Origin of the sequence: Thiobaca trueperi (assembly GCF_004342175.1) — a bacterium.
In the GTDB taxonomy this organism is placed as follows: Bacteria; Pseudomonadota; Gammaproteobacteria; order Chromatiales; family Chromatiaceae; genus Thiobaca; species Thiobaca trueperi.
Genome location: NZ_SMAO01000012.1, coordinates 35,397 through 58,923 on the forward strand (window position 1 = coordinate 35,397; position 23,527 = coordinate 58,923).

Genomic DNA, 23,527 nt, shown 5'->3' on the forward strand with positions numbered 1-23,527 from the left:
CCAGAGGACGCAACAGCTATTGAAAAGGGACGACAATGCGTACTGAAGATGAACGACTGACTGGCCGGATCTATCTTGCTGGCCACCGTGGCATGGTGGGTTCGGCCATCGGTCGCCGGCTGGCACGGACCGATGGGGTTGAGTTGATCACCCGCACCCATGCCGAGCTGGATCTGACCGATCAGGCCGCCGTCAATGGCTTCTTCGCCGCCGCGCGGCCGGACCATGTGATCCTGGCCGCCGCCCGTGTCGGCGGCATCTGGGCCAATGATCAGTATCCGGCCGAGTTCATCTATCAGAACCTGATGATGGAAGCCAATGTCATCCACGCGGCCCACCGTGCTGGCGTCAAACGTCTCCTGCTGCTCGGCAGTTCCTGCATCTATCCGCGTCTGGCGCCTCAGCCCATGGCCGAGGAGGCGTTGCTGACCGGTCCCCTGGAGCTGACCAACGAGCCCTACGCCATCGCCAAGATCGCCGGGATCAAGCTCTGCGAGTCCTACAATCGCCAATACGGCACGGATTTTCGCAGTGTCATGCCGACCAATCTCTATGGTCCGGGCGACAACTTCGACCTGGAGCACAGTCACGTCATCCCGGCCCTGATGCGCAAGCTGCACGAGGCCAGAGAGCAGCAGTCACGGAGTGTCGAGATCTGGGGCACGGGGACGCCCCGGCGTGAGTTCCTGCATGTCGATGACATGGCCGAGGCCAGCCTGCATGTCATGGGGCTGCCGCTGGCGAGCCTCCAGGCTCACACCCGGCCTCGGCTCTCGCACGTCAACATCGGCAGCGGGCGCGATGTCAGCATCCGCGAGCTGGCCGAACTTATCGCCGGGATCGTCGATTACAGGGGCGAACTGAAGTACGACACCAGCAAGCCCGACGGGACACCGCAGAAACTGCTCGACGTTTCACGTCTTGGAGCACTCGGCTGGCAGGCCCGGATTGATCTGCCTGAAGGGCTGAAGCAAACCCATACCTGGTTCCTCGACAACCAGTCATTCATCAGGAGTTGAACGTGAAAAAAGCCTTGATCACGGGTGTCACTGGGCAGGACGGCGCCTATCTATCCGAATTGCTGCTGGAGCAGGGCTACGAGGTGCATGGCGTCAAACGTCGTTCCTCTCTGTTCAACACCGACCGCATCGATCATCTGTACCAGGATCCTCACGCTTCAGACCGTCGCTTCGTTTTGCACCATGGCGACATGACGGATTCCTCCAGCCTCATCCGCATCATCCAACAGGTGCAGCCGGACGAAATTTACAACCTCGCCGCCCAGAGTCATGTCGCGGTCTCCTTCGAGGAGCCCGAGTACACCGCCAACTCCGACGCGCTCGGCCCGCTGCGGGTACTGGAGGCCATTCGTATCCTCGGTCTGGAGAAGAAGACCCGTTTCTACCAGGCATCGACGTCCGAACTCTACGGACTGGTGCAGGAGACCCCCCAGCGCGAGACCACGCCCTTCTATCCGCGCTCGCCCTACGCAGTCGCCAAGCTGTACGCCTACTGGATCACCGTCAACTACCGTGAAGCCTATGGCATCTATGCCTGCAACGGCATCCTGTTCAACCACGAGAGTCCGATCCGTGGTGAGACCTTCGTCACCCGCAAGATCACCCGCGCCCTGGCGCGCATCAAACTGGGGTTGCAGGAACGCCTCTACCTGGGGAACCTGGACGCCAGGCGTGACTGGGGCCATGCGCGCGATTATGTGCGCATGCAGTGGTTGATGCTTCAACAAGAGGCACCCGAAGACTATGTGATCGCCACCGGCGAGCAGCACAGTGTGCGTGAATTCGTCGATGTTGCGGCACACGAGATCGGACTGCACCTCCGCTGGGAGGGTCAAGGCGTCGATGAGAAAGGCTATGACCAGGACACCGGTGTCTGCATCGTCGCCATCGACCCGCGTTACTTCCGCCCCACCGAGGTCGAGACCCTGCTTGGTGATGCCTCCAAGGCTCGCGAGCGGCTCGGCTGGACGCCACAGGTCAGTTTCGGCGAGCTGGTCAGAGAAATGGTGAGGGAGGACATGAGGGAGGCCGAGCGCGATCAGTTGTGCAGGCGCGAAGGCTTCATGACGCTTCGGCACAACGAAGAATAAAGCCACTGAAAGCCTTCTCTGAAAAAGAACGCGCCTGCCATGCCTATCAGTCGCGGCAGAACTACCTGCGTCAGCAGATGAGTATCCAGCGCCATCTCGACATCTTGCGGGCCGAGACGCAGCAGGCGCGGATAGCGAAGGAAGCGGCCTTTGCCGAGATCAGGCGCCTCAAGGCGCAACTGCGTGATCAGGCGGATTAGACAGCATCGATGGGCGGACCGACCACGGCTGACGCTGATCGCTGGCACGGATGCCGATTGGTCACTTATACAGCCACCAGGCGTTTTCATGTGCTGAAAAGACCGGTTTGTAATGCCGCACGCTGTCGGCGGGGATGACTCTTTTGATCTGATTGTCCAGGAGCAGCGCCCGGCCTCCCTGATCGACCAGGGTGACGACGTGTCCGATGTTTAAATTCAGATCCATGACGGCGACCAGACGCAGTTCATCGTTGTCAAATCCCAGGGCGCGCAGGCTCATGAACTTGACGATGGCGTAGTCTTCGCAATCGCCGGCTTTGGCGAAGAATTCGCCGGGAGTCGCCCAGTAGTCCTCTTTGCCCCAATTGATGGGATCCGTGACGTAACGCCAGTTATTGGCGAAGCGGTTGACTTCTTCGATCTGCGTTGTGCGGTCCTTGTTCTGAAGGCGCGCAATCAGATTCGTCCATTCGGTGTAGGGACAGTTGCCGCGCTGTCCGGTACGGCAGGTCTGATCGCGCCCTTCTTCATCCCGATAGCGTTTGAGCAGGGTGGTCCATTGAGGGATCGGCTTGAAATTGGTGAAGCGTTTGCCCGTTTGTCCAAAGATGGTTCCAGACGCGAAATCGGCAGCCGCAGGCGTGATGATGATGAGTCCGGAGATGGCGAACGCGATGGTGAGAGCCAGTCGGCACCAATGCAGGACAAGTCGAAATTGAAAGGTCATTGCGATGGGTTGTGTTCTCAGGTCATGCTAAAGGTGATGGTGTGGCCAGCGCGGTGGCTTCAGGCTTTAGCGTTTCCCCCGCCCCTGGCGGGAGGGGCCGGGCAGGCTGAACGGTCAGGCATGATAACGCCAAATTCAGGCCTGCAATGGGTGTTCGATTGGGGTGTTGTCCGGCAGATTCCAGGAGAGGATGGAGATGAAAAAACACATTCAGATCGCCTTGGCGGTACTTGTGATCAGTATGGGGCTGGGGCTTTCCGGCATTCTGCTGTTTTCTGAAGCCGAGAAAGAGCGCGATGTGCAGATCCTGCAAGCGCAGATGAATCTGGTTGCGGACAGTCGTGCGGAGGCGGTGCATGGCTGGTTGGAGGCGCAATACGATGTGCTGTCGGGTTTGGCGCAGAACGAGTCGCTGCAACTCTATACGGCGGTGGTCGGAATGAGCGGCGCGGGCCAGCCGTTCGAGGAGGATCCGGCGCAGCTCACCTATCTGCGCACGTTGTTGACCGCAACCGCCGAGCGCTCCGGATTCCTGTCTCCATCACAGCAGGCGGAGGCGCTGCCTGCCAATGTCAAACCCTTGGGCTTGGCCGGACTGGCGCTGGTCGATCCCGAGGGCAAAATCATCGTCGCGACCAACGGTCTGCCGCCAATCCAGGGCCAGTTGGCGCAGTTTCTGCGGCAGACACCACTGACCGAGCGGGGGTTCCTGGATCTTCATCCTGGACCGACCGGACAGCCGACATTGGGTTTTGTGGTGCCGGTCTTCGCGCAGCAGGGCGAGGAGGGGGCGTCTGTTGTGATTGCCCGGATTCTGGGTCTGCGTCCTGTTGACGAACGGTTTTTTGCGACGCTGAAACAGCCGGGCGCCACGGCGGCGACGGCTGAATCCTATCTGATCCGTCGCTCCGGTCATCTGATCGATTATCTGTCGCCGCTGCTGGATGGCAGTGCCCCGCTGACCAAACGGCTGGCGATCAATACGCCGGGGCTGGTGGACGCTGCCGCATTGCATGATCCCGGCCGTTTTCATGTCGGCAGGAATGGCGCGGCGAAAGAGTCGTTCGCTGTAAGTCGGCGGATTGGCGGTACGGATTGGGTGCTGGTGCATCAGATCGACCGTGCCGAGGCGCTGGCGGCGAGCGATGCCCGGCGCACCGCGCTGGTCAGTGTGCTGGCGTTGATTCTGGTGGTGTTCGGCGCGGCGCTGATCGTGGTCTGGCGGGTGGCGACCTCGCAGCGGGCGGAGGAGGCGGCCCGTCGGTTCCGACTCTCGTCGGAGCGTTTCGAGATGCTGTCGCGCTTTCTGGATGTCGTGACCGACAGCCAGCCGCATCCGATTCTGGTCGCCGATGCGTCGAATGCCCTGACCTTTGCCAACCGGCGCACCGCTGAGGTCAGCGGCATCCCCGAGGAAGAACTGTCCGGGCGTTCGCTGGTGGGCGTGCTGGGACATGATAAGGGGATTCGCTATAACGCCATCAATCAGCGGGTTCTGGAGACCGGGCAGGCGTTGATCGAAACCTCTTGTTTTGAGGATGACGAGGGTGGCGAACAGGTCTGGCGATCCTATCATTGTCTGTTTGTCGCAACGCCGGATCAGCCGCCTTCAGTGCTGATGACGATCGAGGATCTGACCGATCTGGTACGTGAGCGGGCGCGGCGCGAGCGGAATACGCGCCAGTTGATCGAGACCCTGGTCGGGCTGGTCGATGAGCGCGATCCGGATTCGGCGCATCAGTCGCGCTATGTCGCCCTGGTCGCCCGGCGCATTGCGGAAGAGATGGGGCTCGCCGATGCGCTGATTGAAGCAACCGATCAGGCCGCACGACTGGTCAATATCGGCAAGATCCGCATTCCGCGATCATTGCTGACCAGGCAGGGGAGTCTGACCGAAGCGGAATTGACCCTGGTACGGGCGGCGATGGACGCTGGCCCGGAACTGCTCAAAGAGATCGAATTCGAAGGCCCGGTGATTGAGACCCTGCGCCAGATGAACGAGTGGGTGGACGGCAGCGGACGTCCTGCCGGACTCAGCGGCGATGCCATTCTGCCCTCCGCGCAGGCGGTGGCGCTCGCCAACTGTTTCGTGGCCCTGCTCAGTCCGCGGGCGTTCCGCGACGGCAAGTCTTTCGATGAAGCGGAAGCCATCCTCATGCGGGAGATCGACCGCCGTTTCGACCGACGGGCGGTCTTAAGTCTGCTCAACTACCTGAACAACAGGGGCGGTCGTGAAGCCTGGGCGATGATGAGCCAGCGTGATGGCTGATCAGGCTGGTGCGATGCCGGCATCCGGCGGGCGCTGATCAGTCTCTGCCGGCAACGACGCGCTGTCATGCCAGGTTCCGAACGCCGCCAGCGCCAGCAGCAGATAGGCAAAGACCACAGCGGGCATCTGCATGCTGAAATCGACCGTTGAGTGGACGGCGATCTGGACAGTCGCGGCGACGGACAGCAGTGCCGGTTCGATCTCGGTGCGGCGGCGGCTCATGTTCCAGGCGGCGAGCAGTGGAACCAGGAACGCCAGCATCAGGGCGAGCGCGGCCGGCCAGCCGATGGTCATGATCAGCTCCAGATAATCGCTGTGGCCCCGGTCGAAAAACCCCATGACGGTGTCGTCGCGCACGAGACGAAAGGCACTCTCGAAGGATCCCAGTCCATAACCGGTGAGCGGGCGCTCGGCAATGGCGTCGAGCATGAGCGGATAGACCGTGAAACGTCCGTCGCCCTGCTCGAACAGCCGGGCGAAGCGATCGGCCGTGAGTCCGCCGCTGAGAACGAAATTGACGACCAGCAGGACGACCAGAAGCGACAGCAGAATCGAACCCAGGCGGCGCGTCTGTCCCGCTGGCAGTCGCATGGTCCAGCCGATCAGCAGCACCGTGCCGGCGATCAGCAGGGCGGTGAGCCCCATCCGGGACTGCGTCAGCAGCACGGCCAGCAGACAGATCAGCAGCGCGACCGGGGTCAGCCAGCCGGTAGAGGTCAGGGTTTCCACGAATTCGCGGATCCGGGTGCGATGGCTTTTGTCGGCAGTCAGGGTCTGGCGCAGAAAACGCAGGATGAGAACCAACGCCGCCAGGGCGCCGAGCCCGGCGTAAGTCGCATAACTGTTGCGATTGACGAAGGTGCTGGTCAGCACGTCGCGGTAGGCGGTCTTGTCGAACCAGAGGATGGTTTCCAGATCCGAGAAATAGACGCTCAGGCCGTACAGTGCGTAGACGGCCTGGGCGCCGACAAAGATCTTGAGCAGGAGATCGAGATTGCGCTGACGGCGACTGTGCCAGACCACCAGCAGGCCGAATCCGAGATAGGTGAGTAAGAGGTTGGCGTTCAGGATGGATCGCTCCGGCGTGAGCGAGAGCGACCCGATCAGATCCGGGGCGTTGAGCAGCGTGGCGGTTTCTGACCAGATCGGATGATGCCAGGCGGTCAACCATCCGGGCATGGCCTGGACATAGCCCCAGAGCGCAACCAGTGCGACCAGTGCGCCAGCGATTCGCAGCGGCCAGGGAATGCTCGGGATGGCGCGCCCTGTCTGCCAGCGCTGAACGAGATAGGCGATCAGGGCGACGGCGACCAGAATGCCGGAGAGATGGATCCAGACCGGGCGCACGCTGGCGAAAGGAAGTGGGCTCAAGGCCAGGATGAAGACGAGGATCCAGAATGAAAGACCGCGCGCCAGCAGCGAGCGACGAGGGTGCGGGGTTGATGAGGTCTCAAACATACGGGCAGTCTCCATACCGGTTCTGGCCTGAGTCCGAACGGCTACGACGGATTCGGCAGGTCGATCAGGCTCCTCTTTGCAAGGCACCCGCTTCAGCAATCCGCGCGCGCACCTCCAGCGCCACCTCCAGCGCCTTGAGTCCGACCTGTCCGTCCACCAGCGGCGGCTGACCGTCGCGGATGCAGCGCGCGAACTCGGCCAGTTCCAGATCCAGCGGTTTGACCGGATCGACCTGAATGCGCTCGCGCGCGATCTCGGGGCGGGCGGCGTCCGCGACCGGGCGTGTCTCGGCGATGTCGATGCTTTGGGCGATGAAATCCAGCGACAGATAACGACCGGGCTGAAAGACCCGAATCCGGCGGGTGGGCTTGTCCGACACCCGGCTCGCCACCACGTTCGCCACCGTGCCGTTGACGAATTCCAGACGGGCGCTGGCGATATCCACATGCTCGGTCAGCACCGAAGCGCCAACGGCGGAGATGTGGCGGATTCCGGCGTCCACCAGCGAGAGAATGATGTCGATGTCATGGATCATCAGATCCGAGACCACGTCCACGTCGGTCGCCCGTTCGACGAAGCCGCCCATGCGCTGGGCCTCGATGTAGATTGGCGCGCGGATCCGCTGGGCCAGTGCCATGACCCCCGCATTGAAACGCTCGACATGGCCGATCTGTAGCACGGCACCATGCGCCTGCGCCAGACGCACGATCTCGGTGCCATCGGCCAGGGTCGGGGCGATGGGCTTTTCGAGCAGGACGTGGATGCCCCGCGACAGAAAGGGCGCGGCGGCGGCGAGGTGCGCCGTGGTGGGTACCACGACGCTGACCGCATCGACCCGGTCGAACAGATCCTCAATGGTGGCATAGCTCGCGCAACCCGCCTCGGCAGCAACCACACGGGCGCGCTCAGGGTCGGTATCGACCACGCCGACGAGTTCGACCTCGGACAGGCGCGAGTAGATCAGCGCATGGAAACGGCCAAGATAGCCGACGCCGACGACGGCGACCCGCAGCCGACCGGACTCAGTCGCGACAGACATGGAGATGGCTCAGGGCGGGCAGGGTTGCCGGAGACGCTGACATGCATCAACCGCCGACACTCGGCGGGGGAGGCGGTGTCTGTCTGGCGATCGGAATCTTGCTCACGCCGTAGTAGACGACGACCTGGTACGTCAGTGTGACGCACATCCCGAGTGCGACCACGACCAGGAGCAGCGAAAATGGATCGGTTTTGCGGCGATAGGGTTTGGATTGGATCAACATGCCAGTGATCGCTTCAGGTGATTTATCATGAAGTGCCTGTAAATCTATCAAATAATTGTGAATAAATCAGGGGCCATTGACTCAGCCTGGATTGCTGATGAGGCACTTGTGTGTATTATTACCCTGTTCTGATGCGCTTGTCTGCCCTGGAGAACCCGATGAAAGAGTTTTCGTTCAAAATCTTGACGCAGTGCCAGTATCAACCCGAGCAGTCCTCTCCTGAGGAGAATCGGTATGTCTTTGCCTACACCATCACCATCGAGAATCAGGGTAGCGAACCGGCCCGCTTACTGGATCGGCACTGGATCATCACGGATGCCGAAGGTCAGGCGCAGGAGGTGCGGGGTGAAGGTGTCGTTGGCGAGCAGCCACACCTGCGTCCGGGCGAACGCTTCCAGTACACCAGCGGCGCCATCCTGACGACGCCCCTGGGCAGCATGCACGGCAGCTATGGGATGATCGGTGACGACGGAACACGATTCGAGGCCGATATTCCGGCCTTTTCCCTGGCCTCCACGCGCCTTCACTGACCGGCTGACCGGGCGGATCAAAGACACATCATGTCCATTTATGCCATCGGCGATCTTCAGGGATGCTACCGTGAACTGCGGATACTGCTGGATCGACTGGCCTTCGATCCAGGCGCCGATCGGCTCTGGTTTGTCGGTGATCTGGTCAATCGCGGCCCGGATTCGCTGGCGGTGCTGCGCTTCGTGCGCGACCTGGGCGACGCCGCGCTGGTCGTGCTCGGCAACCATGATCTGCATCTGCTGGCGCTGGCGGCGGGCAACCGCAAACACGCCGCCGGGAATACGCTGGAGGCGGTGCTGAAGGCGCCTGATCGCGACGAGCTGCTCGACTGGCTGCGTCATCGTCCGCTGCTCCATCATGACGCGGAACGGGGCTTCACCCTGATCCATGCCGGTCTGCCGCCCCAGTGGGATCTGACTGAGGCCCGGTCCTGTGCAGCGGAACTGGAGGCGGTCCTGCGCAGCGGCGACCGGGATTATCTGTTCGCCATGTACGGCAATCAGCCTGACCGCTGGTCGCCCGACCTGACCGGCATGGATCGTCTGCGCTTCATCACCAACTGTTTCACGCGACTGCGCTTCTGCGCCCCGGACGGCACGCTGGCGACCAGGGAGAAAGGCGAGATCGGGAGCCAGTCGCCCGGACTCATTCCCTGGTTCCAGGTTCCGGGCAGACGGACCCGCGATGACCGCATCATCTTCGGCCACTGGTCCACTCTCGGCTACCGGGATGGCGACAATGTCTGGGCCATCGACAGCGGCTGTCTCTGGGGCGGTGCGCTCACGGCCATCTGTCTGGATGACTGGCCCATACGACCCATTCAACTGGGATGCGACGGGTATCTGACCCCCGGTCAGGAATGACGGCTGACTTCAAGCCCGCCGCAGTTCGACAAAGCTCATGGCAAAGGCGTTGCGTTCGTCGGCTGCGTGCCCGATCCGGCTCACTTCGCGCCACGGGGAGGGATCCCAGGGCGGAAACCGAACATCGCCTTCGATGCTGGCGTGGACCAGGGTGAGATGGAGACGATCAGCGCGGGGCAGGGCTTCGGCATAGAGACTGGCACCGCCGATGACCATCAGTTCCGGCACGTCATGCGCGGCGTCGATGGCGGCATCGAGCGAGGTTACGACCGTGCAGCCGTCGGCCCGAAAGGCCGGATCGCGGGAGAGCACGATGTGCCGGCGTCGCGGCAGCAGACCGGGCAGCGATTCCCAGGTCCGCCGGCCCATGACGATGGTCCGGTCCAGGGTCAGGCGTTTGAAGTGGGCCAGATCCGCCGGCAGATGCCAGGGCAGTTTCTGATCACGCCCGATGACGCCGTTATCGGCGATGGCTGCCACCAGCGACAGCATGGGAGTGGCGTCCCGCTTCAGGGCATCCATCTCAACTCAGTCCGGACATCGCCCTTGGCGCGGCCTCCGGCGCGGACCAGAGACGTTCCAACTGGTAGAAATCCCGCACCTTGGCCTGCATGACATGCACGACCACGCCGTTCAGATCCACCAGCGCCCATTCGCCCTCGGCGACCCCTTCGGTGCCGAGCGGCGTCTCGCCGGCCTCTTTCGAGCGATAGGCGACCGTTTCGGCGATGGCCTTGACATGCCGGTCGGAGGTGCCGGAGGCGAGGATCATGTAATCGGTAATGGCGGTCTTGCCGCGCACGTCCAGCACCTGGATGTCGCGGGCCTTCATGTCGTCCAGGGTCTCGACGACCAGTTCTCGAAGTTGTTCAAGCTGCATGCGATGTTCTCTTTAAAATCAATGTGGAATCCTGTCTATCTCTGCGTCTTTTGCGATCGATAGAGACCCGCCTGTTCGATCAGCGCCAGAACCGGGTCAGGCGTCAGATAGCGTGGGCTGAGACCCCGTCCGATCAGTTGGCGCACCCGGGTCGATGACATCTCGATCTGGGTCACGTCCTGGAACAGGATGTGACCGGCGGGTCTGGCGGACAGGGAGGCCGGTGCATCGCTGCCACGCTCCAGATAGAGGTTACGCAGCAGCGGATCGCGGATCGAGCCATGACCCGGACGACGCATCACGACCAGATGCGCCAGATCGAGAATCTCCAGCGGACGATACCAGGCCAGAAAACCGGCGAAGGCATCGGCCCCGATCAGCAGACAGAGCGGGCGCTCCGCGCCCAACTCGGTACGCAGGGAGAGCAGGGTATCATAGGTGTAGGAGCCGCCGGGACGCGCCAGTTCGCGCGGATCGGCGACGAAGCCGGGCTGATCCGCGATGGCCGCTTCGAGCATCGCCAGACGCTGTGTGGACGGGGCCAGCGGCTGCGGGCGGTGCACGGCGACGTTCAGTGGAATGAAACGGACCTGCTCAAGCGCCAGCGCCTGGAGACAGTCCAGGGCCGGTCGCAGATGACCGAAATGAATGGGGTCGAAGGTTCCGCCGAGGACGCCGATCATGATCCGATGCGCGTGATCCGGATTGACCGACGCCCCCGAGGACATAGAGCCTGAATCAAGGATGCACTGCCATCAGGAGCCCGGTGCAGCCGATTTCAGCATCAGCTTGAGGATCTTCAGGTTGATCACCCAGAAACGGAAAAACTGCCAGATGAGCGAGGTGCGCATGTATTTGGTGAAGCGTGTCGGCACCGGCGGATAATAAGCGGGTTGATAGGGTTCTCGATTTTTGACGGCCATGGGTCACTGCCTCGCTGAAAATGATTCGTGGACGATTCGGCCTGGAAGGCATCAGTCCGGGAGAATGGACCAGCCCGGACGGAGTCTGGCCTGATAGATGAAGACATGATGGAGGATGTATTTCATCCAGTGGCCGGCCAGCCCGACCTCGCCAAAGGTCAGATCCATGTCGCGTCCATATTCGGGATAGGTCTCGTAATCGGGCACGACCGGAAAGACCGTCATGGTGGCGGCGGTGCCCTTGAAGATGTCGGAGCCGGTGGAGGCCAGACAGGCCGCGCCCATCTCGGCCATCGAGGCGGTATGAGTGGGCGTGGCGGCGCCATTGAGCATGTCACGGATACTGGTTGCGACGGCCTTGCCGATGGTCGCTGAGGGCATGCCGGTGCGGGGCGGGGTTGGACTGATCTGGGTGCCGTTAGGGCTTTTCAGCACCTTGCTGATGGGATGTGGCGGGGCAAAGGCGATGCCAATGGCGAAAATGTTTTTGTATTTTGGCGTCTGATAGGTCTTTGGCCAATCCGCCTTGCCCCAGTCTTCATAAGGCTTGGGATTGTAATCGGCATCGACCTTCATGAAGCCGTTCGGCGCGAAAAGCTGATCGGTGATATCCGCACCGGCGGCGTCGAATGCCTTCAGCCCGACTCCCGCAAAGGGCGGAATCAGCATCGAGAAATCGAAATCCAGCTCGTGATAGGTGCCGTCAAGCAACTCGTAGTGGATCTTGCCCGGCTCGACTTTGGTGACATGGGCGCGGGTGATCCACTCCACGTCGCGCTCGGCCATCAGCGACTCGGCGAAGATCTTGCTGCTGGTCATGTAACCGCCACGGGTGATGTGGACGCCGCCCATGCCGAAGTCCCCGAGCTCGAACTCGTTGCTGATCCAGACGAGTCGCGCCCGGTCGCGCACGCCGGCCTCGCGCAGGGCGTGATCGATGTTGTAGATGTACTCGAAGGCCGCGCCCTGGCAGGTGCACATGCCATGCCCGGTGCCGACCACGAACGTCCGTTGTGCGCCGGCCTTCAGTGCCGCGATGTGCTCCTGCAGTCGTGCGTTCGCCTCCAGTGCGTGACCGGGCGTGCAGACCGATACGGTGTGGCCGGTCTCTGGTCCCAACCCCGGCGTGGCGCCGAAGTTCAGCTTGGGGCCGGTGGCGTTGATCAGGAAATCGTACTCGATGGTCTCGGTCTGACCGGCCCGCGCGGGGTCCGTATACTCGATTGTGACGAAGGGGCTTTCATGTCCATCGCCGCCTTCGGGATGAATCGACAGCCCTTTGGCCTGATGGAAGTCCACATTGATCTTTTTGTAGATCGGCGCCAGCTCGAAAGTGACCTGCCGCTCGGTCATCTGGCCGACGCCGACCCAGATGTTGGATGGAACCCAGTTCCACTTCGCATTCGGCGACACCACGATCACCTGATGTTTTTTGCCGACCCATTTACCCAGGTATCTTGCCGCTGTGTGTCCGGAAATGCCGGCGCCGAGTATCACGATACGTGCCATAAAACAGTCCTCCTTTGGTTTTTATTGATTAGAACAAGCGGAATCCGCGCCGCGATGATTGTCTCAGCATCGCACCTCGCCATCACCCAGCACGACGAATTTAACCGATGTCAGTCCTTCCAGTCCGACCGGGCCACGGGCATGGAACTTGTCGGTGCTGATGCCGATCTCGGCACCCAGGCCATATTCGAAGCCATCGGCAAAACGGGTCGAGGCGTTGACCATCACCGAGCTGGAATCGACCTCGCGCAGGAAACGCCGGGCGCGGCTGTAGTCTTCGGTGACGATGGCGTCCGTATGGGCCGAGCCGTGGCGGGCGATATGGTCGATGGCCTCATCCAGCCCATCGACCACCCGGATGGACAGGATCGGTGCCAGATATTCCGTATCCCAGTCGGCCTCGGTCGCTGGTGCGGCATCCGCAAGCAGATCGCGGGTGCGCTGACAGCCGCGCAGCTCGACCCCCTTTCCCCGATAGGCGGCGCCGAGCCGGGGCAGGATGGCATCCGCCACCGGGGCGTCCACCAGCAGGGTCTCCATGGTGTTGCAGGTGCCGTAACGCTGGGTCTTAGCGTTCATCGCGATGTTGAATGCCTTGTCGAGATCGGCGGCGTCGTCGATATAGACATGACAGATCCCGTCCAGATGCTTGATCACCGGCACCCGCGCCTCGCGGCTGATGCGCTCGATCAGTCCTTTGCCGCCGCGCGGGATGATGACATCGATCGACTCGGGCATGGCGATCATGACACCCACGGCGGCGCGATCAGTCGTCGCCAGCACCTGCACCCCGTCCGCCGGCAGACCGGCGGTGGCCAGACCGCGCTGGATGCAGGCCGCAAGCGCCTGATTGGAGGCGAAGGATTCCGAGCCGCCGCGCAGGACCGTAGCATTGCCCGATTTCAGACAGAGCGCGGCGGCATCGGCGGTCACATTGGGACGCGACTCGTAGATGATGCCGACCACGCCCAGCGGCACCCGCATGCGTCCGACCTGGATTCCGGATGGACGATAATTGAGATCCGTGATGGCACCGACCGGATCCGGCAGGGCGGCAACCTGCCGCACGCCTTCGATCATGGCGTCGATGCGTCCCGGCGTCAGTTCGAGCCGGTCCAGCAGCGCGGCATCCAGCCCCTTGGCAGCGCCAGCGTCGAGATCGGTGCGGTTGGCCTGCGCAATGGCGGCGCGCTCGCGGTCCAGCTCATCGGCGATGGCGAGCAGCGCGGCGTTCTTCTCCGCCGTGCTCGCCCGCGCCAGCGCACGCGAGGCGGTGCGGGCGCGCTGGCCCAGATCGCGCATGTAGGCAGTGATGTCGGTAATCGGTTGGTCGCTCATCTTGGAAACCTGATGTCGTCGAAGGCTTGATCTTAAATCGGGTCGCCTGAACCGCAAAGGCGCAAAGAGCACAAAGATCAAGCAAGATGCGGCTATGCTGCTGTGATTCACCCAGCGGGCGCAGTCAGCAACCAGAACAGGATACTGAAATTCTTTGCGTTCTTTGCGCCTTTGCGGTTCAACGGCTTTTCCAGGTTGAGTCGCAAAGTGAGAATATGCTTACCATCAGGAATCGATGTGTCGCCGTATCGTCCCGATATCGGTGCCGCCCGTTCCCCCAATCTGAATTCATGGTTCTTCACGATGCGCCGATTCTCATTCACTGCCCTGATCCCGCTCGTCTGCTTGCTCATGCCCGGCGTCGCGCCATTATGGGCGGAAGACGCCGCAACACCGACCACGCCACCAGTGTGGGAACGTACCCGCGAGACGGCCAGCGACTGGTGGCAGCGCTCGCGCGATTACGCCGGACAGGCCGTCGAGGATGCCCGCCGTCTTGTGGGCGAGGATGAGCGGGCATTCGGTCAGGTGTGGGAAAAATCGCTGCCCAAACTGGAGCGCGCCCTGGTACTGGAAGACCGTCAGGCGGCGCTGCCGGAAACGGCCTGGTTCGGTGCCGATCAGGTCTCCAATCGTGCCGAAATCAATGCCCTGCTCGATCAGACCGTGGACATTCTTGCCGTTTCGCCCGCGCTGCGTCATCGCGAGCGTATCCAGACCCTGCAGGGCGAGATCGACCGGGCGCGAGCGAATATTGCCGACCTGCGCCAGAAACGGGTCTCCGCGCCGACCGACTCGACGATCAGCAAAACAGTCGCAGATTATGACCGGCTGATCAAGGCGCGCGAGACGGACATCGAGCGGATGAATCGGGAGATCGGCCAGATCAGACGCGAGTTTGCCCAGGAACTCCGCGCCATGGGGCTCGAACTCAGCGACGAGCAGGTGGAATTTCTGCTGTCCACCGTCGTCGGCGACAATATGGTGGACCTTGGCATTCTGTTCGATAACGTCAAATCCATCACGCTCCAGCTCGAACAGCTCGTTGCCCAGAGCGGCGAGGATCTGCGCAGCGCGCGGCGCTATTACGGTCTCTATGTGGTGCTGCTGCAATCGCTCAACCGCATGCATGTGCGGATCGAAGAGGCCATCGGCGAACACTATCTGCCGCAGATCGATGGCATCGTCGCCCAGGCCCGGACGCTGGCCGAGGACACCCGGCGCCTGCTGCACACCTCGCCCGACAAAGCGGCGCTACTGAACGCCAATCTCCAGGCGCAGCAGCTCACCATTGATGCCGCTGGCGTCTATCGTCAGTATCTCGACGACCAGGCCAGACAGGTGCGCAAGGCCCGCGAGGAACTCGACCGCGACATCGCCGCCGCCTGGAACACCTACGAGACGGTGCGCGTCTCCGGCGAACTGGTCGGACTGGTCAAATCCAGCCAGCAGTTGCTGGAAGGGCTGATGAACCGCCAGATCCCCGCGCTGCGTCCCTTCGAGAATCTGGAGATGCAGCGCGAGTTCCAGAAGCTCACCCAGCAGCTGCGCGGGCCGGCGGGGCGTTGATTTTAAATTCCAAATAAATAATATGAAATTTTAAACCGCGTCCCCACTGATGTCGCTGATATCCTCAGAACTAAACACAAAATGAAGATTACGCATATCGCGTTGGACGCGGTTTAAGGCACATAGGGATAAGGCGCGGCGCGTCCGAGTGCGGTATAGCCGAAGACGATGTCGCCTTTGGTGCCGTCGTTGAGGGCGAGTTTGCCGATGCCGTTGCGCCCGTCGCTGTCCAGGATGATGTCGGCCCAGCCGCTGCGTCCGTCGTCGCAATAGACATCAAAGAGCGCGTCGGCGGAGCCGTTGACGGCGTTATAACTGCCACGGCAACCCTTACGCCCGTTGGAGACGCGGAAGCTGGACAGGAGCGGGGATTCGCCGCCGTAAGTGCCCATGTAGACCTCGCCGCCCATCATCACGGCAAAGGGACCGGAGGTGGAATGACCCGGCGGCAGATCATTGGACCGGGGGCGTTCGAAATAATCGAGCACCTGGCTAAGACAGGATGGATAGTCCTCCAGATCCAGATGACCGCAGAGACGCTGCGCGTAATCCTCGGGCGTGACCGTGGCGCTGATGCCGCCCTGGTGATTCGGTGGAAAGATCGCGCAACCCGCGAGCAGGGTGGACAAACCGGCGATAATGACCAATCGAGACATGGATTTTCTCCATTTAAACCGCGCCCGGATAACATGCGCTATGTTGTGGTCCGCCTCCATCCTGCGGCCCCGGCAGCGAGACTGGTGAGGCGCGTTTTAAATCATTAAAAACGAAGACTTAACTGGAGTGGCCCGGATGAGTTCAACCAAACTATTTGTACGCCCTCAGCGCCTGACCGTCCAGCGGTCGGGCCTGATGGCTGGCGTGACGCTGCTGTCGCTGTTCCTGCTCGGAGGCTGCGCCGGTCCGCTGGGGCCGGGCGCTGCGCCAGAGCAGCAGCTCGCGGCCATCCGCTGCATCTCGGACTGTCAGCAAACCAAGGATGCCTGTGTCGAGGATGCCCGCTACGACTATCAGCAGTGTCAGGCCGGTTACAGTTCATCCTTTCACAACTATCGCGGCTGTCTCGCCTCCGCTGTCGACCGCAATGACTGCGGCTATCCCTGGTGGTCCTGCGCCGAGAATCTCTACGGTTACTGCACCAATCGTTACAGCGACTGCGAGCGTGCCTGCCGGGACAGGGCATTGAAGGTGCCTATAACCGATCAATCCAGGCAAATCAATGTCTTTAATGGATAGGATTGTAGGGGCGATTTAAATCGCCCCTACATCTACATCTTTTTAATTCGCCGTCATCCGCACCGCCTGCGTCAGTGAGTTGGCGTCGGCGTGCGGTAGCGGCAGATAGACGGCCGCCATCTCCTTCGCCAGTTCACGCCCCTGCGGCTGCGGACGCGGCGAGGTGTCGATCACCAGCGCCGTGATCTCCAGCGAGCGCACCACGCGCGCGGCGGCCAGCGCCTCCTCGTTGGCGCGGGTGCGTCCACCGGTGCCGTCGCGCGCGACATTGGCCCGTCCGTCGGTCATGAGGATGAGGACCGGGGTACCGCCGCGACGCTTGATCGAGTCGGCCAGGATCATCCCCAGATCGATGCCCGACGCCAGCGGCGTGCCGCCGCCGCCCGGAAGGCCCGCCAGACTGCGCTTGGCGCGCACCAGCGAGCGGGTGGGCGGCAGCAGCACCTCCGCCCCCTGTCCCCGGAACGCCACCAGCGCCACCTGATCGCGGCGCACATAGCAGTCCGCCAGCAGCAGTTCGACCGCGCCCTTGGCCTCAGCCAGACGATGCAGCGCCGAGGAGCCGGAGGCATCGACGACGAAGATGGTCGTGGTCTGGGACTTGTGCTTGAAGCGCGTGATGCGGAAATCGTCCTGACGCACCTCGATGCGCGTGGACACCTGACCGCCGACGCGGGCGCGTTCCTCACGACGCAGACGCTGCCAGGGCGCGGCCGCACGCAGGGTTTCGACGACGTTCAGACGCAGACCGGCGCGCGGCTCGCCTCGCAGCACACCCGCCGGACGCCCGCGCGTTGGTGCATTCTGCACCGCGCCGGCCTTGCCAGTGGCGCGTGCCCGCGAGCGGCGCAGCTTGCCCATCTGGAGCTGCGCCAGCAGACCGGCGGGGATCGCCGCCTTGGTCGCCTCCAGCACCTTGTCTTCGAGTTCCTTGGGTTCCTGCTGCTCGGCTTCGGGTTGGTTCTGCTCCTGATCCGGCTGTTCCGGCTCAGGCGGCGGCGGTTCGGCGTCCGGCGGCGGCTCCATCGGCGGCAGTTGGGTGGCGCGCGGCGCCAGCACCAGCCGCCCGGCGACTGACAGATCCTCGTCCGTGACCTCGGTTCGACCCTCCAGCGCGGCATGGGCGCAGGCCGCGCGGCAGGCGAAGATGGAGGCGCGCAGCGAGGGGATTCCCAGGGCCAGGGCGATGCCGCAGAGCGCCTCGACCTGTTTGTCGGTCACGGTGACGGCGGACAGCCGTTCGCGCGCGGCCAGAATGTCCTCGACTGCATAGTCGCAGGCAATGGCCGTGTCATAACGGATCGGGGTCAGCTCCAGATGGAAGGCGAGCCGGTCGAGCAGCGCATTGAGCAGCCCTTCGTCCTCGCCGACCCCCTCGTCCAGCGCGACCAGGGCGAAACGCGACGGGGTGCGCATCGCCAGGCCGTCGCGCTCCAGCACCACCTCGCCGGAGTCGAAGGCCATGGTGAGACGGGCGGCCGTGCCGGCGGCGATGCGCTCGGCCATCGCCAGCTCGATGATGCCGCCATCGGCCTCGACCAGCAGACCGCGCTCGGCCACCGGACGCCCGGCATTGAGCGTGGCGGCCAGATCCAGACCGCCGAGCAGACGCCCATCGGAGACATGCAGCGGCACCCGGCGCTGAGGCGTCCCCGCTGGCTGGAGGTCGCGCATGATGGATAGCCACTGATCGCGGACCGGTCCCGGCAGGGCGCGCAGCGAGACGCCGCCGGTGCCGACCGGATCCACGGTCATGAGCACCGCCGCCAGCACCGCATCATCCCAAGGTGATGGTCCTGGGCCGGGCTGATTCCGGGGCGGTCCGCCGCCGTCCGCGACGGCTGGATTCGGGCCGACTGTGCTCATTCGCCGAACAGCTCCCTGACTGCGCGCTCGACACGACTGGTCGAACCGGATTCATCCAGCGGATCGCGGCGCAGACGGTGACGCAGCGCGGAGACGGCGACCGCTTTGACATGCTCGACCGTGACCGTTTTATCCCCCTTGAGCGCGGCGAGCGCGCGCGCCGAGCGGATCACCGTCAGCTCGCCGCGCAGACCATCGGTGCCGAGCTTGATACAGAGCTTGGCGGTTTCTTCCAGGGTGGCGTCCGGCACCTCGATCTCGGGTAGTAATTCCTTGGCCTTTTCGATCTGACGCCGCACCTTGGCGTCCTTGCTCTTCCATTTGTGCGCGAAGGCTTCCGGATCGCGCTCGAATTCGTCGCGCAGACGCACCACTTTCATGCGTGTGGGCAGATCGGTCGGGGTCTTGACCTCGACCGAGAGACCGAAACGGTCCTGCAGCTGCGGACGCAGCTCGCCTTCCTCCGGGTTGCCCGAGCCGACCAGCACGAAGCGCGCCGGATGGCGGATGCTCAGACCCTCGCGCTCGACCAGATTCTGGCCCGAGGCGGCCACGTCCAGCAGCGAATCGACCAGATGGTCTTCGAGCAGGTTGACCTCGTCGATATAGAGAAAACCGCGATGGGCGCGCGCCAGCAGACCCGGCTCGAACGCCTTTTCGCCCTTGGTCAGTGCCCGCTCCAGATCGAGCGCGCCGATGACGCGGTCTTCGGTCGCGCCGAGCGGCAGATCGACCACCGGCACCGGCACCTGACGGCCCTTGAGGCCGCCGTTCTTGGCTTTTTTGGTGCGGCAGTCCGCGCACAGATAGTCGTCGCTGGCCTCGGGATCGCAGTTGTAGGTGCAATCGACCGCGCGCATCTTGGGCAGGAGCGCGGCCAGTCCGCGAATCGCCGTGGACTTGCCGGTCCCACGGTCGCCAAAGACGAGAACGCCACCAATGGACTGGTCGATAGCCGCAATCAGCAGGGAGCGCTTCATTTCTTCCTGGGCGACGACGGCGGAAAACGGAAAGGGGATGGGCATACGCGGCGAACCTTGTTGCTGTTATCTTCTGTTAAGTGGCGCAAACGGCCGGTTGAGCGGGAGCGCCCAAACCAAGCGCGCACAGACGCGCAGGCGGTCCCAGTGCAATGGGTTCAGCCGTGCAATCCGCGACGAACCCGGGGTCGATTCAATCCAGCCCGCGACCCTAGCGCCCATGCCCGACTTAGGTCAAGCGGATTGGATCAAAGATTAAACCGCGCCCGGTGCGGTATGTGATCGTTGAGGATTGAGTCGGCCTTGGCAGAATCGATGACCGTTCGAGCGAGCGCGGTTTAAGATATTAAAAAATATAAAATTTTAAACCGCGTCTCCATTGATGTTGATGACATCTTCAGAACTAAACACAAAATGAAAATGATGTATATCCCGCTGGACGCGGTTTAACGATGGATGGACTCGGCGGCGACATTTCGGGCAGACTGACGCCCATCAAATTGAAGGATTTTTAGAATCCATATCCTGAGGAGACCTGCATCCATGCCAACGACTTTCGCGCTGACGGGGATCGCCGCTGGCGGCTTCCGGACCAATCCCGACCGGGTGATCGCATGACCGACGCCATCCTCTCGCCCATGGCCGACGGTCCATCCAAGGGGCTCGGCCAGATCTCGCTCCTCAGCAGCGACGACCGGCTCAAGGGCCGCCCACGTCTGTGCAGCGACTGCGGACTCTGCGACAGCGCACTCCAGCCGATGATGTCGCAGTCCTGCATGTTCGTGCGCAATCAGACCCTGGCTATCGAGCAGCGTCTGCATGGACGCAACCGGGAGCCCAACGACGAACTGCGTTTCGGCATCTATCGCGCCCAGTATGCCGCCCGCCTGCGTCAGCCCAATCCCAAGGCGCAATGGAGCGGCATGGTGACGGCGCTCGGTGCGCGGCTGCTGGAACAGGGCCGGGTCGAGGCCGTCATCACCACCGGCGCCGCGCCCGGCTCCCGCTTCAAAGCCCAGCCGATCCTGGCCCGCACGCCGGAAGAGGTGCTGGCCACCGCCGGCAACAAACCCTGTCTGTCGCCCAATCTGAGTCTGCTCGATGCGGTGCGCGAACAGGGCATCAAGCGCCTTGCCTTCATCGGCACCGGCTGCCAGGTCCACGCGTTGCGCGGGGTCGAGGCCGAACTCGGCCTGGAGCGGCTGGACGTGATCGGCATCCCGTGCAGCGACAATGTCACCTATGCCGATCTGAAATATTTTCTGACCCAGATCTCGCGCTCGCCGGATACTGTCGTCCATCATGAATTCATGCAGGATTTCAGTCTCTGGCTGCGCCATGAAAACGGCAAGGTCGAGCGGGTCAACTATGTCGATTTCCCGATGGACAAGCTGCACGGGGTCTTTCCCTCCGCCTGTCTGTCCTGCTTCGACTATCCCAACTCGTTGAGCGACCTGACCATCGGCTACATGGGCGCGCCGCTCGGCTGGCAATGGGTGCTGGCGCGCACCGAGAAGGGTGAGGAACTCTTCGAGCTGCTGCGCCCCGATCTGGAGATCGGCGAGCTGACTGCCAGCGGCGACCGCGCGCGCGGCATGCCGCGTTTCATGGAACGCCTGACCCATCCGCCCGGCGCCGGACGCCCGCCCTGGCTCATCCGCAAGCTGATCGCCTGGCTGCAACGCAGCAAAGGCCCCAAGGGACTCGAATTCGCCCGCGCCATCATCGAGATGAAGCTATTGCGCAATCTCAACTATGTGCGCAGCAAATTCGAGCGATCCGAGTCGCGCGTGGTGCCTGCTCATGTCTATCAGACACTCGCGCCCTATGCGGACGGTTACGCCCGGATCTTTGCGCGACCGCTGGCGCCGGAGCGCGAGGAGCCGTCTACGCCGGCTTGAGCACCATCACCCAGGTGGCGCCCAGCAGCGGCAGGGTGGCGATGATGCCCCAGACGATCCAGAGGCGGGCATCGCGCTTGTAGGTTTCCGGAACCTCGCCGCCCTGGGCGAATTCGCGCGCCTGACGCGCCTGACGGATCTGTGCCGGAATCAGGATGAAGAGCCAGATCAGCCCGGAGAGGACGAACAGCACCTGACCCCAGATCAGCCAGCCGGAGCCGAAGGGGTTGATGCCGGCGACCAGGGCCGAGCCGAAGCCGCCGATGGCAATCAGCAGGATGCCACCGAGGGTGAGCGACCAGTCGGTGAGGGTGACCAGGTGCTGGCCGAAGGCGATCACGCGCGGATCACCGGAGCGGTCGGCGAAGACCTTCCAGACGGCGGTGACGGTGACATTGCCGACCAGGATGACGACGCCCAGCAGATGGATGAATTTGAAAGTCAGATAGAGCACGGTGAAACTCGTTGATGGAGGGGAATGGAGTCCGGATGGGGGAGGGCGGCATGATAGCCCTGCGTCGGGCAGGTGACTAATCGGCATGCATGTCGCTGACGGCCTGCATCCATTCGCGCGTCTGAGCGTCACCGAAGGCATCGATCAGATCCCCGATCTCGTGCGCCGGCCCGCCCGGGGATGGTGTGATCGGCAGCGGCGGATTCAGCGGGCACCGAAGACCACGATGGTCTTGCCCTTGATGCTCACCAGTCCCTGCTCCTCCAGGTTTTTCAGCACCCGCCCGGCCATTTCGCGCGAACAGCCGACAATGCGCGAGAGTTCCTGACGGGTGACGCGGATCTGCATGCCGTCCGGGTGGCTCATGGCGTCGGGCTGCTTGCAGAGATCGAGCAGGGTGCCGGCGATGCGTCCGGTGACATCAAGAAAGGCGAGATGACCGACCTTGCGGCTGGTCACGCGCAGTCGCTGCGAGAGCTGCATGCCGACGCTATAGAGGAAATCCTTGGCGACATCCTTGAGTTCCTCGGTCAGGAGGCGGTCAAGTCGCTGATAGGTGATTTCCGCGACCTTGCATTTGGTGCGGGTGCGAATGATGACGCTGCGCGTGGTCTGCGGGATGAAGAGTCCCATCTCGCCGATGAACTCCCCTTTGTTGATGTAGGCGAGCAGCAGTTCGCGCCGTTCGCTCTCGTCATCGATCATGGCGGCGACCGAGCCTTCGATGAGATAATAGAGACTCTCCGCTGCCTGTCCCTGGCGAATGAAATCCACATGCTTGTCGTAGGTCTTGGTGTGACACTGCGCCAGAAAGGGCTCCAGCCAGCGCGGGTCTTGCTGCAGTGGTTTCAGAATCGTCATGGGTTGGCTCGGTCAGCGGGGACGGGTTGTCCTGAATTCTAGGCAGGCGGGCGGGCCTTGTCGAACTGTGCTAGCCTCGCTGCGCCCTATGCGTTCAACGGCGTTTTTTCAGATCAGGCAGTTCGGGAGACATCATGAAGGCAAGAGTGAAATGGATCGATGGCGTGGCCATGCTGGGCGAATCCGGCTCGGGACATGGCGTCGTCATGGATGGCCCGCCCGATCTGGGCGGACGCAATCTGGGCGTGCGGCCCATGGAAATGCTGCTGATCGGCATGGGCGGCTGCACCCAGTTCGATGTGCTGCTGATCCTGCGCAAGGCCCGCCAGGACGTGACCGACTGCGTGGTGGAGCTGGAGGCCGAGCGCGCCGCGACGGACCCCAAAGTCTTCACCCGCATTCACGCCCATTTCATCCTCTCCGGCCGCGATCTCGATCCCCGGCGCGTCGAGAAGGCGATTCAGTTGAGCGCCGAAAAATACTGCTCGGCCTCCATCATGCTGGGCGCGACGGCGACCGTGACGCACGATTTCGAGATCCGCGAAACCTGAGCCGTCACGTGCTTGTGATACCTTCCCGCATCGCGCGCG

26 protein-coding genes are annotated in these 23,527 nt (G+C 62.7%); 10 read left to right on the forward strand and 16 right to left on the reverse strand.

Going from position 1 to position 23,527, the window contains the following annotated elements; translation table 11 throughout:
• The first annotated feature begins 35 nt into the window (after nucleotides 1-35).
• The 3 genes from fcl to EDC35_RS19025 all read left to right on the forward strand — a co-directional run bounded on the left by fcl (nucleotide 36) and on the right by EDC35_RS19025 (nucleotide 2,310).
• Nucleotides 36-1,019, forward strand: a complete 984-nt coding sequence (gene fcl, locus EDC35_RS17460; RefSeq protein ID WP_132978548.1) for a GDP-L-fucose synthase — start codon at nucleotides 36-38, stop codon at nucleotides 1,017-1,019.
• Nucleotides 1,020-1,021: 2 nt separating this feature from the next.
• Nucleotides 1,022-2,110: a GDP-mannose 4,6-dehydratase gene (gene gmd, locus EDC35_RS17465; RefSeq protein ID WP_132978549.1), complete on the forward strand. Its 1,089-nt coding sequence runs from the start codon at nucleotides 1,022-1,024 to the stop codon at nucleotides 2,108-2,110.
• 77 nt (nucleotides 2,111-2,187) lie between these two features.
• Entirely contained in the window at nucleotides 2,188-2,310 is a 123-nt protein-coding gene (locus EDC35_RS19025; RefSeq protein WP_279388010.1) for a hypothetical protein, read from the forward strand.
• Nucleotides 2,311-2,371: 61 nt separating this feature from the next.
• Here EDC35_RS19025 and EDC35_RS17475 read toward each other — a convergent pair whose 3' ends face one another.
• Entirely contained in the window at nucleotides 2,372-3,037 is a 666-nt protein-coding gene (locus EDC35_RS17475; RefSeq protein ID WP_132978550.1) for a transglutaminase-like cysteine peptidase, read from the reverse strand.
• A 196-nt stretch (nucleotides 3,038-3,233) separates the two neighbouring features.
• On the opposite strand from EDC35_RS17475, the gene EDC35_RS17480 reads away from it, so the two are divergent.
• Nucleotides 3,234-5,306 carry an HD domain-containing phosphohydrolase gene (locus EDC35_RS17480; RefSeq protein WP_132978551.1) on the forward strand — a complete coding sequence of 691 codons (2,073 nt, stop codon included), beginning with the start codon at nucleotides 3,234-3,236 and terminating at the stop codon, nucleotides 5,304-5,306.
• Here the strand turns inward: EDC35_RS17480 and EDC35_RS17485 are convergent, their stop codons facing one another.
• The 3 genes from EDC35_RS17485 to EDC35_RS18620 all read right to left on the reverse strand — a co-directional run bounded on the left by EDC35_RS17485 (nucleotide 5,307) and on the right by EDC35_RS18620 (nucleotide 8,026).
• Nucleotides 5,307-6,764 (reverse strand): O-antigen ligase family protein, encoded by a 1,458-nt coding sequence (locus EDC35_RS17485; protein WP_165903474.1) that lies wholly within the window; start codon nucleotides 6,762-6,764, stop codon nucleotides 5,307-5,309.
• A gap of 64 nt (nucleotides 6,765-6,828) precedes the next feature.
• A complete protein-coding gene (locus EDC35_RS17490; protein WP_132978553.1) occupies nucleotides 6,829-7,803 on the reverse strand; it encodes a Gfo/Idh/MocA family protein in 975 nt (324 codons plus the stop codon).
• Between the two features lie 46 nt (nucleotides 7,804-7,849).
• Nucleotides 7,850-8,026: a hypothetical protein gene (locus tag EDC35_RS18620; protein WP_165903475.1), complete on the reverse strand. Its 177-nt coding sequence runs from the start codon at nucleotides 8,024-8,026 to the stop codon at nucleotides 7,850-7,852.
• A gap of 158 nt (nucleotides 8,027-8,184) precedes the next feature.
• On the opposite strand from EDC35_RS18620, the gene apaG reads away from it, so the two are divergent.
• Both apaG and EDC35_RS17500 read left to right on the forward strand, forming a co-directional pair.
• A complete protein-coding gene (gene apaG / locus EDC35_RS17495; protein WP_132978554.1) occupies nucleotides 8,185-8,556 on the forward strand; it encodes a Co2+/Mg2+ efflux protein ApaG in 372 nt (123 codons plus the stop codon).
• Between the two features lie 30 nt (nucleotides 8,557-8,586).
• The gene (locus EDC35_RS17500) at nucleotides 8,587-9,420 is read left to right on the forward strand and encodes a symmetrical bis(5'-nucleosyl)-tetraphosphatase (RefSeq protein WP_132978555.1); all 834 of its coding nucleotides are present in this window, start codon (nucleotides 8,587-8,589) and stop codon (nucleotides 9,418-9,420) included.
• 9 nt (nucleotides 9,421-9,429) lie between these two features.
• Here the strand turns inward: EDC35_RS17500 and EDC35_RS17505 are convergent, their stop codons facing one another.
• The 7 genes from EDC35_RS17505 to EDC35_RS18630 form a co-directional block, all read right to left on the reverse strand.
• A complete protein-coding gene (locus EDC35_RS17505; RefSeq protein WP_132978556.1) occupies nucleotides 9,430-9,942 on the reverse strand; it encodes a dihydrofolate reductase in 513 nt (170 codons plus the stop codon).
• Nucleotide 9,943: 1 nt separating this feature from the next.
• Nucleotides 9,944-10,300 (reverse strand): ribosome silencing factor, encoded by a 357-nt coding sequence (gene rsfS, locus EDC35_RS17510; protein WP_132978557.1) that lies wholly within the window; start codon nucleotides 10,298-10,300, stop codon nucleotides 9,944-9,946.
• Nucleotides 10,301-10,335: 35 nt separating this feature from the next.
• Complete coding sequence (gene nadD / locus EDC35_RS17515; RefSeq protein WP_132978558.1) at nucleotides 10,336-10,983, reverse strand: nicotinate-nucleotide adenylyltransferase; 648 nt, start codon at nucleotides 10,981-10,983, stop codon at nucleotides 10,336-10,338.
• A 72-nt stretch (nucleotides 10,984-11,055) separates the two neighbouring features.
• Nucleotides 11,056-11,223, reverse strand: a complete 168-nt coding sequence (locus tag EDC35_RS18625; protein ID WP_165903476.1) for a hypothetical protein — start codon at nucleotides 11,221-11,223, stop codon at nucleotides 11,056-11,058.
• Between the two features lie 51 nt (nucleotides 11,224-11,274).
• Nucleotides 11,275-12,732, reverse strand: a complete 1,458-nt coding sequence (locus EDC35_RS17520; RefSeq protein WP_132978559.1) for an NAD(P)/FAD-dependent oxidoreductase — start codon at nucleotides 12,730-12,732, stop codon at nucleotides 11,275-11,277.
• A 63-nt stretch (nucleotides 12,733-12,795) separates the two neighbouring features.
• Nucleotides 12,796-14,070, reverse strand: coding sequence for a glutamate-5-semialdehyde dehydrogenase (locus tag EDC35_RS17525; protein WP_132978560.1), 1,275 nt, complete (start codon nucleotides 14,068-14,070; stop codon nucleotides 12,796-12,798).
• A gap of 107 nt (nucleotides 14,071-14,177) precedes the next feature.
• Nucleotides 14,178-14,423 carry a hypothetical protein gene (locus EDC35_RS18630; RefSeq protein WP_165903466.1) on the reverse strand — a complete coding sequence of 82 codons (246 nt, stop codon included), beginning with the start codon at nucleotides 14,421-14,423 and terminating at the stop codon, nucleotides 14,178-14,180.
• Here EDC35_RS18630 and EDC35_RS17530 point away from each other — a divergent pair.
• Nucleotides 14,422-15,639: an ATP-binding protein gene (locus EDC35_RS17530; protein ID WP_243651769.1), complete on the forward strand. Its 1,218-nt coding sequence runs from the start codon at nucleotides 14,422-14,424 to the stop codon at nucleotides 15,637-15,639. The two genes, EDC35_RS18630 and EDC35_RS17530, sit on opposite strands and share 2 nt — an antisense overlap.
• 113 nt (nucleotides 15,640-15,752) lie before the next feature.
• On the opposite strand, the gene EDC35_RS17535 is transcribed toward EDC35_RS17530, so the two are convergent.
• Nucleotides 15,753-16,295 carry a hypothetical protein gene (locus tag EDC35_RS17535; protein WP_132978562.1) on the reverse strand — a complete coding sequence of 181 codons (543 nt, stop codon included), beginning with the start codon at nucleotides 16,293-16,295 and terminating at the stop codon, nucleotides 15,753-15,755.
• A gap of 136 nt (nucleotides 16,296-16,431) precedes the next feature.
• Here EDC35_RS17535 and EDC35_RS17540 point away from each other — a divergent pair, with 136 nt between their 5' ends.
• Entirely contained in the window at nucleotides 16,432-16,875 is a 444-nt protein-coding gene (locus tag EDC35_RS17540; RefSeq protein ID WP_132978563.1) for a hypothetical protein, read from the forward strand.
• Nucleotides 16,876-16,917: 42 nt separating this feature from the next.
• Here the strand turns inward: EDC35_RS17540 and EDC35_RS17545 are convergent, their stop codons facing one another.
• Nucleotides 16,918-18,741, reverse strand: coding sequence for a magnesium chelatase subunit D (locus EDC35_RS17545; protein WP_132978564.1), 1,824 nt, complete (start codon nucleotides 18,739-18,741; stop codon nucleotides 16,918-16,920).
• Nucleotides 18,738-19,766: a magnesium chelatase ATPase subunit I gene (gene bchI, locus EDC35_RS17550; RefSeq protein ID WP_132978565.1), complete on the reverse strand. Its 1,029-nt coding sequence runs from the start codon at nucleotides 19,764-19,766 to the stop codon at nucleotides 18,738-18,740. Before bchI ends, EDC35_RS17545 begins: the two co-directional genes overlap by 4 nt.
• A gap of 569 nt (nucleotides 19,767-20,335) precedes the next feature.
• Between bchI and EDC35_RS17555 the strand changes: the two genes are divergently transcribed.
• Nucleotides 20,336-21,622: a Coenzyme F420 hydrogenase/dehydrogenase, beta subunit C-terminal domain gene (locus tag EDC35_RS17555; protein ID WP_132978566.1), complete on the forward strand. Its 1,287-nt coding sequence runs from the start codon at nucleotides 20,336-20,338 to the stop codon at nucleotides 21,620-21,622.
• Here the strand turns inward: EDC35_RS17555 and EDC35_RS17560 are convergent.
• Entirely contained in the window at nucleotides 21,609-22,076 is a 468-nt protein-coding gene (locus EDC35_RS17560; RefSeq protein WP_207896298.1) for a DUF2269 family protein, read from the reverse strand. The genes EDC35_RS17555 and EDC35_RS17560 overlap by 14 nt on opposite strands.
• Nucleotides 22,077-22,280: 204 nt before the next feature.
• The gene (gene crp / locus EDC35_RS17565) at nucleotides 22,281-22,937 is read right to left on the reverse strand and encodes a cAMP-activated global transcriptional regulator CRP (RefSeq protein ID WP_132978568.1); all 657 of its coding nucleotides are present in this window, start codon (nucleotides 22,935-22,937) and stop codon (nucleotides 22,281-22,283) included.
• A gap of 134 nt (nucleotides 22,938-23,071) precedes the next feature.
• Between crp and EDC35_RS17570 the strand changes: the two genes are divergently transcribed.
• Nucleotides 23,072-23,488, forward strand: coding sequence for an OsmC family protein (locus EDC35_RS17570; RefSeq protein ID WP_132978569.1), 417 nt, complete (start codon nucleotides 23,072-23,074; stop codon nucleotides 23,486-23,488).
• Nucleotides 23,489-23,527 lie beyond the last annotated feature (39 nt).